Here is a 14,620-nt window from a genome sequence, read left to right as displayed (position 1 = left end):
AATGATCGAAATTGACTGAAATGACTATCGGGTGTTTATCCTGAAAGCTTATATAAACATTTGAATTAATTAAAATAAATAAATTTAAATTTTAGATCATATGTTCTCTTACAATTATTTTTTTGCAGCACTGACCGAATTCTTCTATGCTACTCGGATTAGAGCGAGGTCAAACTATGATTTCATGGTTTTTTATTGGTTTAGTGGCAACCATTCTTTTAACACCAGGCCCAACCAATACCTTATTGGCATCTTCAGGCATTCAGGTCGGATTTAAAAAAACATTTCGTTTAATTCCTGCGGAAGCCTTTGGTTATCTGATTGCCATTAGCTTATGGGGTATTCTGATCGGAAAAATTTCCGTTCATCTTCCGCTTTTACCGACCATTCTCAAACTTTTTAGTGCTGGCTATATTCTATTTCTCGCTGTGAAATTATGGCGGACTGCAGAAATAAGCGAAAATCTTGAAAATGTCTCGATTCGCGCACGAGAATTATTTTTGGCAACCTTGCTTAATCCTAAAGCACTTTTATTTGCCTCAGCGATCTTTCCTGTCATTGTCTGGAAAAGCGGCCAACATTATGTGACTCATATGCTGGTTTTCTTGCTTCTGTTGATCCCGATTGCATTCTTCTGGACTTTTCTGGGTTCAATCCTGGCCAGAAAAAACAGTCGCTGGCTCAATCAGAAAAACCTGCAGAAAACGGCTTCGCTGGTATTAATGAGCTTTTCCATTCCTTTAAGCTATTCTGCACTTTTAAGTTTATAAGCTGATCTCGATCAGCAGTTTTTTGGTAACTTGAGCTCTAAGCCTTTCACTTATTTTCATTAGTGTCAATTTCAGTTAAAGTACGTCGCAATAACTTGTTTTTAAGATTTTTGGATTATATCAATGGCAATTAAGTCTGATCGTTGGATTCGCGAAATGAGCGAAAAACACGGCATGATTGAACCGTATGCAGAAAACCAGGTACGTTTGGATGAAAATGGTCAAAAGCTGATTTCGTATGGCGTATCCAGCTATGGTTATGACGTGCGTTGTGCACGTGAATTTAAAGTATTCACCAATGTGCATTCTGCAATTGTTGATCCAAAGAACTTTGATGAGCGCAGCTTTATTGATATTGAGTCGGATGTTTGTATTATTCCGCCGAACTCGTTTGCTTTGGCGCGTACCATCGAATATTTCCGCATTCCACGTAATGTCTTGACCGTGTGCTTGGGTAAGTCGACTTATGCGCGTTGTGGCATCATTGTCAACGTGACGCCACTTGAGCCAGAGTGGGAAGGACATGTCACTTTAGAGTTTTCAAATACTACCAATCTTCCTGCGCGTATTTATGCAGGTGAAGGTGTAGCGCAAATGCTATTTTTTGAATCTGATGAAGTCTGTGAAACCTCATATAAAGATCGTGGCGGTAAATATCAAGGTCAGACAGGCGTTACTTTGCCGAAGACCTAATTGTTTTAAGATATTGAATGACGGGACTTTATGTCCCGTTTATTTTTTTGAGATTTTCATTCATCGGAAACTACTATTTTTCGCCTAATTGGCTTTGGCATCTGTATTAAAAATCAGCATAATAGATTTCGCATAACCATAAAAAAGATGCAATACATCATAAAAAATCAAAGATTGGCGGCTGGGAAGCTGAAGCATAAAGGTGCGGAGCATCGAATAAAAAGGAAAGAGTGAGATGGCTCAGATAAAAGATATATTTAAATTTCGCAAAAGTTATTTGGCGATGACAATCGGTTTCAGCCTGTTGCCTTCTGCACATGCGATGCAGGAATTATCAGACTCTTCTCTTTCTGACACCACAGGTGAGGGTGTTGCACTGGTACTTGATGATTTTAAAATGGTGTTTCAGGGACCCAAAGATCTTTCTTCTGGTTCCAGTTACGCGAGAGGAATTGAAAATCCGGGACAGGCAGATACAGGCTTTATTCGGATTATCCCGACTGGTGAAAACTATGAGAAGTTAGGGGAGAATGTATATGATAAAATTTATAAAACATCTTATGATAATAATGTTCTTCAAGGAAAAATCGATAGCGGCTATAACATTTTATATACCTCTACCTACAATTCCACTTATGACACGAGTTATACGAGTTTATACAGCACCTATACCCAGCCTATTCCGGATAAACTGACTGCTGAAAGGACCAAATTAGAGTCTGAAATTCCTGATCGTTATTTTAATTCAGATGCAATTATTCAACGCTATTTTAATGAACGGCATAATTACTATCGAAATGGAACAAATAGAGGATTGTTTGACCCGGATGGTAGGGCTGTCAATGATGGTACGACTGTTTATACGACGAGACCAGTCAGTGAAGATCCCACAGGGCTTTTGAATTATGCTGAAAAAGCATTGGAACATGCCACTACAAATACCTATGAAATGATTCAGCTGTTATATGGTGGTCGTGCGAGTGAAGCGAATGCGAATTTAGCCAATTCTACTTTTTACAAAAGTTTGACTGGTTTCACGCGTAACAATGTTATTGGATCAGAAATTAATAGCTTAGTGCAGCGACTAAGTGATGCCTCATATGCGGCAGCAGATATTCGAGCTAAATTTCAAGCAGGGCAAATTGCAGAAGCAGAAGCGAAAAAACAGACAGAAGAACTGTATGCAGGCATTCTTAGTGATGCGAAAACTGACGCTTTGTTAGAAGCAAAAAATACCACAGTCGGTTCTTTAAGAACCAAAGCCGATGTATTTATTTATGGTCTGGCATTGTCAAAAAGCGATGGCTCTCTAAGCACGCGATACAGTAATCAGGGTTTTAGCTGGGGATCAGCCGAGAATCCCTGGTTGTTTCGTGCGGGAACTGAAAATGTTAAACAGTTCAAGGATGCTGCGAAAGATGTAGGCTATATTGCTTTGGAGGCTCCATTAAGCCCGATTGCAGGTGTGGAAAGTGATAATAATATCAAGTTGGGTTTCTGGAGTGATATTTTTGCGCGTGAGCTTAATTCTTCTAATGTGGTAGATCCTATAACAGGTGGGCCGACTTCGGGGCTTGATAAAGAACACCGTTTGAGAACCCAATTTGTTGCCAATGGTCTTAGCCTTAATGGCTCACAAATTCGGCTGTTTCAAACTTTAGAATCTGACAATAAGGATTATAATCAAACATTAGGTTTGGCAAGTATTATTCGCTTAAATACTGATGATAATCCTTCGGCAACTGGTTATCTTGATACTCGATTGTTATCAAGGCTTGATAAAGTAAAAAATAAAACTGATGCAGAAATTGCGGTATTACGAACCCTTACAGATAAGCAATTAGAAGCAGAAGGTTTTGATCGGGAGATGATCTCGGCTGAAAGTGTAACTTTAGCCAGAACATATGCTGGAAATACAGATTCAATCAATACTCGTAATAATGCTCTAAACAGGAAAGGTATTCGTTTAAGTACTGCAGCAAAAACAGAGGGGCTTGATGGTGATGGCCCAACCCCAGCCTTGAATGGAAGTATTGCTCCAGTCTTTCATGATTTTGAGGGTCTATATTTATATAGTCCAAATATTAACTTGGTGCTCGGAAATATGTACCAGCCTTTCGTGGTGGGTTCGGAAGGCAATAACATTATTTTAGAAGTGACACGTATTCCCAATATTGCTTCTATTTATAATCAAATCTATCAAAATTACGGTGGTGGACTCGGAACAACCGATTTAAAGGGTTCTACCTGTAATGTCTATAGTTGTGGCACACCGATTAAAAATAATGCGTCAGATACTACCGCACTTTATCAAGGGCGTAATGCGACTCACAGCAGCATCTCAATAGGGACTACAGAGCGTATCTCAGGAACAAATTTGCTGCGCGCCAAGGATGGTGTCAATTCAACCGGAGTTGTATTTAAAAGTGTTGATGGCTCAAGTAAGAATTTTGGATCTGCTGTCATCGATGGTGTCCTGATTCAGCATCTGAAAATTAAAACAACTGGTCTATAAGGAAGTATTAAAATGTCCAAATTAGTCACTCTCTGTGCATTATTATGCACTTCTATGACCAGTTTTGCCGGCTTGGAAACCCTTAATCAGCAAGAATTAACCGATACAGTGGGGCAGGGTGGAGCGGACCTGAACTGGACTTTATCCTTAAACCATATTTATGCTACCGATCTGACGAAAGATACCATTTCCAAACTGGGAAGCGATGGCAATCCTTTAGAAGTATTTTATGTGCTCGATCCGACCACTTGTGGGGCAAGTAAACAGTTTTGCCGTTTAGCAATTGCACCGAATAATCATATTGATGCTAATGGAAATAAAAAGTGGTTAGTGTTTAAAGGCATTCAGGGCACAATTCAGATTGATAAGTTTTCAATTGATGGAACAACCATCATTAATCACCGTAATGAACCACAAACGGCAATGAACATTAGATTTTATGATGATCAACCTTTGAAAATCCGTAACTTAGGTTTTAATACGGTTTCGATTGAAACGGGCACAGGTGCTGGCGCCTTAGAAGGTTATGCCAATACAGGCGTTTATAGTACGTATACAGGGCGTACCTATAATGCCGATGGAACTTATACAACCGCGCCCCAAGATGTTCCTTCGTTTGATCAAGGTGCTGAAAAAGGATTTATGGGGTTGAACGTTCATGGAAATCTGCATATGTCAGGCAATTTGAAAATATTTGGTTATAACTGTACAGGTGGAGCACAAAGTCGTTGTTAGTAACAACGTCAAGTACAGCATAAGGATATAAAAATGAAAAAAACAACAATAAAGTTGAAATTGCTAACAGTATGCATGTGTCTTATACAACAAGGTTATGCACTTGAAACTATTGAAGAGCAAGAATTGAGTGAAGTTACTGCACAAGATGGTATGGTGATTACTCATGAAATTTCTAAAGCCAGTATTGCTCAAGCCAATTGGTATGATCCAAATCCAACTACCAATACTAAAATGGGTTTAGGTCTACATAATGTTGAGATTATTGGCAAAGATAATAAACCAATCATTAGTCAACTTGAAATAGATGTAGGAGCGACTTCACAAGGGGCAGGACTTCGGCTTGCTGCAAGTGTTTCACCATTTCAAGCCACTGCAGATTTAAAGTTGGTAAAGATCGCCTGTACGACTAATCCATGTAGTCAATCTGCGAATAGTATTCGGACTGCGGGTACTCAATCTAATCAAAGTTTGGGGGCATTAGGGATTAGTACCTCTACACCGCTTAGTGTGCTATTACAAACCAGTGCAGGTCTATTTAATAAAGATTCAATTGCCAGTATCGATTTTCAGCTTAAAAATGCCACGATTAGTCATAAATTAGGCGAAAATAGTCTGATTTTGAATGACTTTAACTTTAACTTCGCGGGTCAAGGGTATATGTACATTGACCCGGATGAAGGCGTGGTACTGACCACACGAAATGGCAACCAAGATCATTATGTGGATCTAAAGCGTGCTGAAGATATTACCGATATCGCGGCTGACCGGGTTAATCCGACGAATCCTGGGGTTAATATTGACTTGCGTTATAACACGCCAAATAACGAACGCAAAAATATTATGCGTTTAGGAGCTTCGGGTGCAGTCACTAACGCAAGATTATCCATGAGTGCAGATCAAACTCAGATCGGTACTTTTGATGTTAGTAAGAAGGTGAATGGTGTACTAGAACGTCAGGACAAAACTGCAACAGGTTACAGTGGCCTGGCCGGAGAAGGCGGGTTGAATCTGGGCTTGTCTGCAGATTTCACAGGTGCTAATAGTACTGGGCTTCCAGCAAATATGGCACCTACTACGCTTGAAATTGGTCATACTGGGAAAGGGAGTCATGCCGTCCAATTTTCCAATATTAGACCATTGACTACACGTAATGTCGATGACATCTTGCATGGTAAAAATGCCTATATTGACTTCGGTGATATTTATATCAATACCATTACTGCTAAAAGTCTTGATTTTATCATTAATGAAAATATGCGAAAGACTTTAGGTGGGAGTGAGGTGCTTAAACAGACGCTCAGCACTTCAGCGGCTGGGGATGACTTTGCACTTATTGCTATACGAGGCATGGACTTTCAGGCCATTGCTGCGAAGGCACGGTTTATTTCAGATAATTCGCTCAACGAGCTGGGTGGGGATGGGGGCTCATGGGGGATTGGTATTCCTATCTATAATTTAAATGCCAATGTTGCATTATCTGGGACGACCTATGGGCTAGACAATAAACAGGCCATTGCCTATAACATCATGGCATCGACTGAAGGTTACGGAATTGACAAAAAAACCGGTTTGCCAAGCACTACCTCAATAATATTGATTGATGGCAAGAATGGCGATCATGGTGAGGCAGTTAATTATTATGCCGGCTTTAGGAATATCGATGCTCTGATCAAGTCGGAAGGTATTATTGGCTATGAAGATGAAGGTATTTATATTCGTGCTGATAAACTACTGATTGGAGCCAAAGCTGAGCTTGCGATTGGTCAGTTACCAGGGTCTAAATATAACTGTACCAGTGCATCGGTCACTAAATGCGGGGCCTATGTGCCTCACGATAATTTTTCCAAACGTGACGATGTTCTGACTAATATCGCTTTTAAACTTGATGGAAATGGTGAACTGCTGATTATTCCTGGGGTAGATCCAACCGCCAGTTCTCCAGATACCAACTTCTTGTCACTTGAGGCAAACTTTAAATTTAGGCCACTCACATCAGAAGAAAATACAGATAAAGATAATTTAGGTAGCTATTTCAGTATTGCCAATGAAGATATTGATTCAACCGGGGTATTAAAAACTTCTTCGATTAATTTTAACCGGATGGAAGGTCATTTAGGTGTCAAAGCAAAAGTTCGTTTCAGTGCAGATACAGTGACTTTGGATAATCAGGTCAAACTCAATTATGAAAATAATATTGCAACACCATTTAAGACCAATTTTGCCATGGCGACCAATGGCAATATGCAAAACATGGCAAGTATTGCACTGACGGGTGGAACCATACGTAGCACGATGGGAATCACACCACGTTAATAAGAATATAAGGACGTTAAAATGAAAAAAATATTTTTGAATAGTCTGGCTTTGGCAATGTGTGTGATTACACAGCAAAGTTTTGCAATGACAGCTTTAGATGATGACGCTTTATCTGCAGTTGATGCGCAAGCATTATTAAATCTAGAAAATGCTTATGATTCATCTCAAGGGATTAACTTTCATAAGCTGAGCGTTGAGGCTTTGATGGAGTTGAACGTTAATATTAAAACTTTACAGCTCGGTTGTGGTGGAAGTAACGGTGGAACAGGCTGTGATATTGATATTTCCAACTTAGCATTAAGTGGATTGAATCCCAGCTTTGATGCTGAAGGGAATCCTGTCTTTTCCGGTGATCGGGCTAATACTAGTGCCAGTATAAATAATCCTTTTATTGAATTTGCGATTAAAAATGGCGGAAGTGCCTCTACCCGAGAAGTAGTGGGTTTTCGCTTAGGTGCAGATAAAATTGTCGGGCTTTTGACCATGGGAACTGATAACGTTGAGAATCCGAATGATGGTCTCAAAAGTTTTAGTGGCTATATGAAAATGGCGCAGACTACGGGCGAGTCTGTAACAAAGGCCGGAACTTTCGGTAATGCAAGTGATCAAAAAATTCAAGGGAATTTAAAGGCCTTGGGGCAAACACGTGAATTTATTAGTAAGCCTGGTGCTGAGGGCCATACTGGAATTACTGTGCCTTCCATGCGGGTGGACTTTACCATGCCTGAGACTATTGTAACCGGACAACGACTAAAGTCGGCAACTGTGACGAATATTCGTTCCAGTATTACCTCGATTCCTTTGGCAGCGCCTATATCTGGCGCAACTTTGCCAAACGATGTAATTGGTACACCAAATTTCTCAAATGATAAACTATACGTGGAGTTTGACCCATTAATTGACTTTCTTAATTTGGGAACTCATTCTTTCTTTCAAATGGGGGCCGGTTCAAGTCTGGATAATCTGAATATGGACATTACCTTTGTCCAGGCTTTGAACATGATTCATAATATTCCTTTAAATGGTACAGGCGGCTATTTATCTTTACAAAGTCAAAATGTACATTGGCAAGGAGCAGATGCAGCTGATATTGCCAAACCAGGTTGGTGGATGTCTTTTAAAGATCCGATCCAACTAGGGGTATTAAAAACCACAGATGAAGTGGATATTTCATTTGTATTACCTCAAGTTGCCACAGCTATTTCAGAATTCCTGTTACGTCCTGAAAATTTGATTAATGTAAATGTAGGTGAAGCTGTAGGTTCGCTTGCAAATGTGCCAGTCGTACGTAAATTAAATATTGATGTCGGTCAATTTACTAACTACAATGGTGGAACTCCCGCAACCTTAACCTTAATGGATAAGTTGCTACAAAACCAGAATGTGACTTCAAACTGCTTTGGTGGGCATAAGTTCTGCTAGTTTATAGCCATAAAAAATCCCGCATTACGCGGGATTTTTTATAAGAGAGCGAAATTATTTAGCAATCTTCGCCAATAATTCTTCTTTCGAGATATTTACTGATTCAGCATCACGGCGGCCTTTATATTCAAACGTACCTGCATCCAAGCCTTTTTCGCCAATTACAATACGATGTGGAATGCCTGTAAGCTCAAGATCAGAAAATTTCACGCCCGGACGTTCATTACGGTCATCGAGTAACACGTCAAAACCTGCAGCTTGTAATTCAGCATAGAGTGCTTCCGCAGCTTCCATAGTTCGTGGAGATTTGTGTGCATTCATCGGCACAATAGCAACTTCAAACGGTGCAATGGCAGTTGGCCAGATAATGCCCTTCTCATCAAAGTTCTGCTCGATTGCAGAAGCCACCACACGCGTCACGCCAATACCATAACAACCCATGGTTACAGTGAATGGTTTGCCATCTTCCCCCAAAACTTTACAACCCAACGCTTCAGAGTATTTTTGACCTAACTGGAAGATATGACCGACTTCGATACCACGTTTGATTTGAAGCGTACCTTTACCATCTGGAGATGGATCGCCTTCAACCACGTTACGTAGGTCATAAACTTCAGTGAACTGCGCATCACGTTCCCAGTTTACACCTGTTGCGTGTTGATCTGCTGCATTTGCACCTGCAACAAAGTCAGACAATACAGATGCTGCAAGATCAACAATAACGCTTACACCTTTTTCGACCAGACCTTGAGGACCGACAAAGCCAGCATTTAAGCCAAGGGCTTGCAGTTGTTCTTCAGTAGCAAATGTTAAAGGTGCAGCAATTAAAGGATGTTTTTCAGCTTTAATTTCATTCAGTTCGTGATCGCCACGAAGGAATAAAGCAACCACAGGTGCATCTTGACCTTCTTCAGTCGCAACACCTTGAACCAATAAGGCTTTTACTGAATGAGCAGGGTTCGTACCCAAGAATGCTGATACATCTGCAATGGTTTTTTGATTTGGTGTATCTACCAGTTTGAGTTCTTGTGTAGGTGCCGCACGTTCACCGACAAGTACTGCTTCTGCCATTTCAATATTGGCTGCATAGTCAGATTCAGTCGAGAAGGCGATATCATCTTCACCGCTTGAAGCCAGCACGTGGAATTCGTGAGAACCTGAACCACCGATTGAACCGGTATCTGCTTGAACCGGACGGAAATCTAAACCAAGACGGTTGAAGATTTTGCAGTAGGCTGCATACATGTCGTCGTAAGTTTGTTGCAGTGATTCCTGATTGGCATGGAAAGAGTAGGCATCTTTCATGATGAATTCACGTGAACGCATTACGCCAAAACGTGGACGAATTTCGTCACGGAATTTGGTTTGTACTTGGTAAAAGTTTGCAGGCAATTGCTTGTAGCTTTTTAATTCGTTACGTGCAAGGTCAGTGATCACTTCTTCATGCGTCGGACCGAGAACAAATGGGTTGCCATGGCGGTCGTTGAAGCGTAAAAGCTCAGGACCGTATTGTACATAACGACCTGATTCTTCCCATAAAGATGCAGGTTGAGTCACCGGCATATAGACTTGAAGTGAACCGACCTTGTCCATTTCTTCGCGAACGATCGCTTCAACTTTATTTAATACGCGAACGCCCATCGGCAACCAGGTGTATAGACCTGAAGCCAACTTACGAATCATACCGGCACGAAGCATGAGCTGATGGGAAATAACCTCAGCATCGTTCGGGGTTTCTCTTAACGTTGCAAATAAAAAGCGACTCGCGCGCATGGAAACTGTCCTAAAAAATTAAGCGTTAAAGCAGGGATTATACAATAAAAAATGAGGTGAGCATTTGGGAATGTCACCTCATTGTGTTGCATTAAATTATGCCATGATTTTACGTGCCTGACGCAGCATAAAATTCTTAAAGTCATCCAGGTAAGTAAAGATCACCGGTACTACCACCAATGTCAACAGGGTAGAGGTAATTACTCCGCCAATCACCGCATGTGCCATCGGGGCACTTTGTTCCCCCCCTTCACCTAGTCCTAGGGAAAGTGGCACCATGCCCATGACCATCGCGCTGGTAGTCATCAGAATAGGACGCAAACGGGTTTTACCAGCGGCAATAATCGCATCATAACGATCTTCGCCGCGATCCATGGCCTTCTTGATGAAGTCGATCAGCAGAATCGCATTCTTGGTCACCAGTCCCATCAGCATGATAATGCCGATAATCGAGAACAGGTTCATGGTCGAGTTAAACAGGAACAAGGCCAGAAACACGCCAATGAGCGACAATGGCAGTGAAGCCATAATTGCCGCAGGATGAATAAAACTGTTGAACTGCGAACCGAGCACGATATAGATAAAGACAATCGACAGGGTAATCGCGGTCAAGGCATAGCCTGCGGATTCTGCCATGTCGGCATTGGAGCCTTGAGTGTCGAAACTATAACCCGGTGGCATATCGAAATTTTCTTGCAAGCGGCTGATATCTGTCCCGATATCACCTGCAGGACGTCCTGAGGTATTGGCCTCGACCAGAACTTCACGTGCCAGATCACGCCGGTTAATTTGTGAGGCACCGAGTTTTTCTTCAAATTTGGCCACGCTCGAAAGCGGAATCAGAATCGGTTGATTGTTGGCATCGGTTTTATTCGAGGTGATATACATGTTCTGTAAGTCGCTAGGCAAGCTGCGCTGGTCTTCAGTCAGGCGCAGATTCACATCATAGGTTTCACCTTTTTCATCCTGCCAGGTTGTGACATCATCACCGGCAATCAGCGGACGCACCACATTGGCAATCTGATTGACCGATAAACCTAAATCACTGGCCAAGACACGATTGATCTGTACATCGAGGGTCGGCTTGGGTTCTTTTAATGAAGTTTCCAGATCGACAATGCCATTAATCTTCGCCATTTCCGTCATAAAGCGATCAGAAATTTTTTGTAGTTGATCCAGATCTGGGCCTTTGATCGAGATCATGATCGGCTTCTGGCCACCTGAAACGGTTTCATCGGCGGATGCCACCGAGGTAATGCTGATTCCTGCAACCGATTGTAGACGCTGACGGAATTCATTATTCAGGTCATTCAGGGTCTTTTCGCGTTCGGTACGCGGCGTTACAGTCACCCGTAAACTGACATGGTTTTTACCGCGGTCAGTTGCGCCATTAATCACTCCATAGGTGGCTTTGACCTCCGGATGTTGACGAATAATCTGATCCACCTGTTGCAGTTTGGCCTGAGAATATTCAAGCGATGAATCGACCGGTGTTTCAAACTTGATCCGGATTTCGCCTTTATCGGGAACCGGTACAAATTCGGTGCCGATCAGTTTGGATAAACCCAGAGCACCAAATAATGAAGCCACAGCAATCATTAAGGTAATTAATCTGAAGCGCAATGCCAGTTTTAATAATTTTTCATAGACATGGCTTAAGTTATCTAGCTTGCCAGAGATCCAGCTAAAGAAACGTTTCACCCGACCTGGTTTTTTGTTTGGATCTTTTTTCTTTTCTGCCCAGTGCGCAGAAAGCATCGGGTCCAGGGTAAAGCTGACAAACATCGAGATCAGAACGGCCATACTCACCGTGACCCCGAACTGGTAGAAGAAACGACCAATAATTCCGCCCATAAAGGCCACAGGCAGAAATACGGCGACAATGGTCAGTGTCGTGGCCAGCACGGCTAAGCCAATTTCTTTGGTGCCATCGAGTGCAGCAGTCACGTGATCTTTGCCCATGTCGGTATGCCGGACAATATTTTCACGCACCACAATCGCATCATCGATCAGCAGACCAATACTTAGGGACAGCGCCAACAAAGTCATCATATTGATGCTAAAACCAAAGGCCCAGATAAAGGTCAGCGTACCCAAAAGTGCAATGGGCAGGGTTAAGCCGGTAATCACGGTTGAACGGAAAGAACCCAGAAAAAGTAGGACAATCAGCACAGCCAGTACCGCACCTTCAATAATGGTTCGGGCTACATCGCCAATGGTGCCGCGGATACTTTTAGAGGAATCTACCACTACTTGTAAAGTAGTGCCTTGAGGAAGCTGCGCCTCAATACTTTCTAAAGCTGCGTAGCTCTTGTCTACTACTTCAATGACGTTTGCATCTGAACTACGCAAAATGTCAATCGCCACTGCGGTTTTACCATTCAGAAAAGCTGCGGATTCCAGCTCAGCCTGACTGTCTTGAATATTAGCCACTTGTCTGAGAAAAATCGGTATGCCATTTTTATTGGCAATGACCAGATCGCCGAAGGCAAGGGGATGTAGAACTTTGGAATTGATTTCAATGACCAGTTCCGAATTACCCGATTTAAGTGTACCGCCTGGAACTTCAATATTTTCGGCCTTTAAGGTGTTAATGACACTGTCCACACCGATGCCAAAAGCTTGCAGTTTTTGCGGTTCCACCTGAATCCGGATCTGGCGCTGCGCATCACCAAGCAGGTTGACCGTTCCGACCCCAGGAACTGTGCGCAGTTGTGGCACAATCCGCTGATCCAGATAGGAACTGAGCGCTTTTACATCCATATTTTCGGATTCAAATACGATCGACATTACCGCATTCGCCGTCGGATCATAACGCTCGACGATCGGCTCCTGAATCTCATCACGAAATTCAGCAGTCACAGAGGCGATTTTATCCCGCACGTCTTGGGCTGCTGTGGTCGACGTTACATCCAGATTAAATTCAGTGGTGATGATGGAGAGGCCTTCACTGGACTGGGAAATGACCTGTTTTAAACCAGAAATAGTATTAATCTGATCTTCAAGTTTCTTGGTAATTTCCGATTCAACCGTTTCCGGAGAAGCGCCCGGATAGTTGGTATAGATCACCACAAAAGGGAAATCGACATCAGGGAATTCTTCAACGCCCATCCGCTGCCAGGAAGCCAGCCCTAGTACCATCAAACAGAACATCATCATGATGGTGAAAACCGGATACTTCACACTAATTCGGGTAAACCACATATCAATGATCCTGTGTGAATGGCTTTAGTTGGCGCGAAGGGTGACAGTTTTTTGCAGATCGGCTTCGCTAAACTTAACCCGGCTGACCTGATCACCATTTTCCAGTCCTTGAACCACGGCAATGTTGTCGCTATAACGCTGTTCTAGGACCTGAACATTGACCTTGATAATTTTATTCTGGCGAATCACCCAGACATAGGGTTTGCTCTGGATATCCTGAACGGTATCTAATGGAATCAGCTGGCCAGAAATCTGTTGTGAACTCAGAATGTTGCCTTCGACAAAGGAGCCGATACTTAAAGATGGAACAGATTCATTCGGCGTGGCAAAGAATTCGATTTGGCGACTGGCCTGATCTGCAATGGGGGAAATCCGGCTAATCACGGCAGTAAGTCGATTTGGATTGCCTTGAATGCTGTATTCGATTTTACTGCCCAGTCTTAAACCTGATTGCAGATCACTGGGTACACGTGCTTGAATTTCCAATCGTTTTGGATCGACGATTTCAAACAGGGTTTGTCCAATCGCCACGGTTTGGCCGGGTTCGACTTGACGCTGGGTAATCACGCCATTGATCGGGCTGGTCATGGTGCCATCGCGATCTGCTTTCTGAGCAATATCGACATTGGCTTGCTGGGCGCGGACATTTTCAAGCTGGGCCTGATAGTCGACCTGACTTTGTTCATATTCTACTTTTGAAATAAAACCCTGATCGAGCAGGCGCTTTTTGCGCTGCATCATGTTGCGAGCCTGATTGGCTTGCGCTTGAGTAGAGGCCAGATTCGCACGCGCCTGTGCCAAGCGGGCGGCATTGTCCTGATTATTCAGGCGTACCAGCACTTGTCCTTTGGAAACCGTTTGACCTACCTGCGCGTTTACGCTGGTGGCAGTAGCAGAGACCTGCGCCTGTATGCTGCTTTGATTGACTGCACGAATAGTGCCGGTAAATGCAGTTTTTTGAACTGAATTGCCAGATTGAACTGCAACTAGATCTTGAGGAATGACTTCAATGGATTTGGGTATTTTGGCTTGCTGTACGGGTTCATTTTTATCACAAGCCACTAAAAACATATTTAAGCAAAGTGCACTCATGATCAGGATAGAGCGCGGGGAAGGCATATTAAAATCATGAGAATGCGGTGCAGTTTGCATATGAGTCCTTTTAGCGTGCTGTGGATCAAAACCACGG

The 14,620-nt window shown here is 42.6% G+C and carries 9 protein-coding genes; 6 read left to right on the top strand and 3 right to left on the bottom strand.

Features of this window, described 5'->3' with window-relative positions:
* The first annotated feature begins 176 nt into the window (after window positions 1–176).
* The 6 genes from PV763_RS03255 (at window position 177) to PV763_RS03230 (ending at window position 8,454) form a co-directional block, all read left to right on the top strand.
* Complete coding sequence (locus PV763_RS03255; protein WP_004732019.1) at window positions 177–770, top strand: LysE family translocator; 594 nt, start codon at window positions 177–179, stop codon at window positions 768–770.
* Between the two features lie 123 nt (window positions 771–893).
* Complete coding sequence (dcd, locus tag PV763_RS03250; RefSeq protein ID WP_004280726.1) at window positions 894–1,463, top strand: dCTP deaminase; 570 nt, start codon at window positions 894–896, stop codon at window positions 1,461–1,463.
* 235 nt (window positions 1,464–1,698) lie between these two features.
* The gene (locus PV763_RS03245) at window positions 1,699–3,978 is read left to right on the top strand and encodes a hypothetical protein (RefSeq protein WP_420937333.1); all 2,280 of its coding nucleotides are present in this window, start codon (window positions 1,699–1,701) and stop codon (window positions 3,976–3,978) included.
* Between the two features lie 12 nt (window positions 3,979–3,990).
* Window positions 3,991–4,713, top strand: coding sequence for a hypothetical protein (locus tag PV763_RS03240; RefSeq protein ID WP_253174372.1), 723 nt, complete (start codon window positions 3,991–3,993; stop codon window positions 4,711–4,713).
* Window positions 4,714–4,746: 33 nt separating this feature from the next.
* Window positions 4,747–7,029, top strand: coding sequence for a hypothetical protein (locus tag PV763_RS03235; protein ID WP_420937332.1), 2,283 nt, complete (start codon window positions 4,747–4,749; stop codon window positions 7,027–7,029).
* 21 nt (window positions 7,030–7,050) lie between these two features.
* On the top strand, window positions 7,051–8,454 hold the full coding sequence (locus PV763_RS03230; RefSeq protein WP_004645847.1) for a hypothetical protein: 1,404 nt from the start codon (window positions 7,051–7,053) through the stop codon (window positions 8,452–8,454).
* 54 nt (window positions 8,455–8,508) lie between these two features.
* On the opposite strand, the gene PV763_RS03225 is transcribed toward PV763_RS03230, so the two are convergent.
* The 3 genes from PV763_RS03225 to PV763_RS03215 all read right to left on the bottom strand — a co-directional run bounded on the left by PV763_RS03225 (window position 8,509) and on the right by PV763_RS03215 (window position 14,583).
* Window positions 8,509–10,227, bottom strand: a complete 1,719-nt coding sequence (locus PV763_RS03225) for a proline--tRNA ligase (protein WP_253148393.1) — start codon at window positions 10,225–10,227, stop codon at window positions 8,509–8,511.
* Window positions 10,228–10,323: 96 nt separating this feature from the next.
* Complete coding sequence (locus tag PV763_RS03220; RefSeq protein WP_420937331.1) at window positions 10,324–13,431, bottom strand: efflux RND transporter permease subunit; 3,108 nt, start codon at window positions 13,429–13,431, stop codon at window positions 10,324–10,326.
* A gap of 24 nt (window positions 13,432–13,455) precedes the next feature.
* Complete coding sequence (locus PV763_RS03215; protein WP_420937349.1) at window positions 13,456–14,583, bottom strand: efflux RND transporter periplasmic adaptor subunit; 1,128 nt, start codon at window positions 14,581–14,583, stop codon at window positions 13,456–13,458.
* Between the last annotated feature and the right edge of the window lie 37 nt (window positions 14,584–14,620).

This window comes from Acinetobacter sp. AS5 (assembly GCF_048957595.1).
In the GTDB taxonomy this organism is placed as follows: Bacteria; Pseudomonadota; Gammaproteobacteria; order Pseudomonadales; family Moraxellaceae; genus Acinetobacter.
Note: the sequence above shows the minus strand (reverse complement) of the source record. Positions and strands in the feature narration are given on the sequence as shown.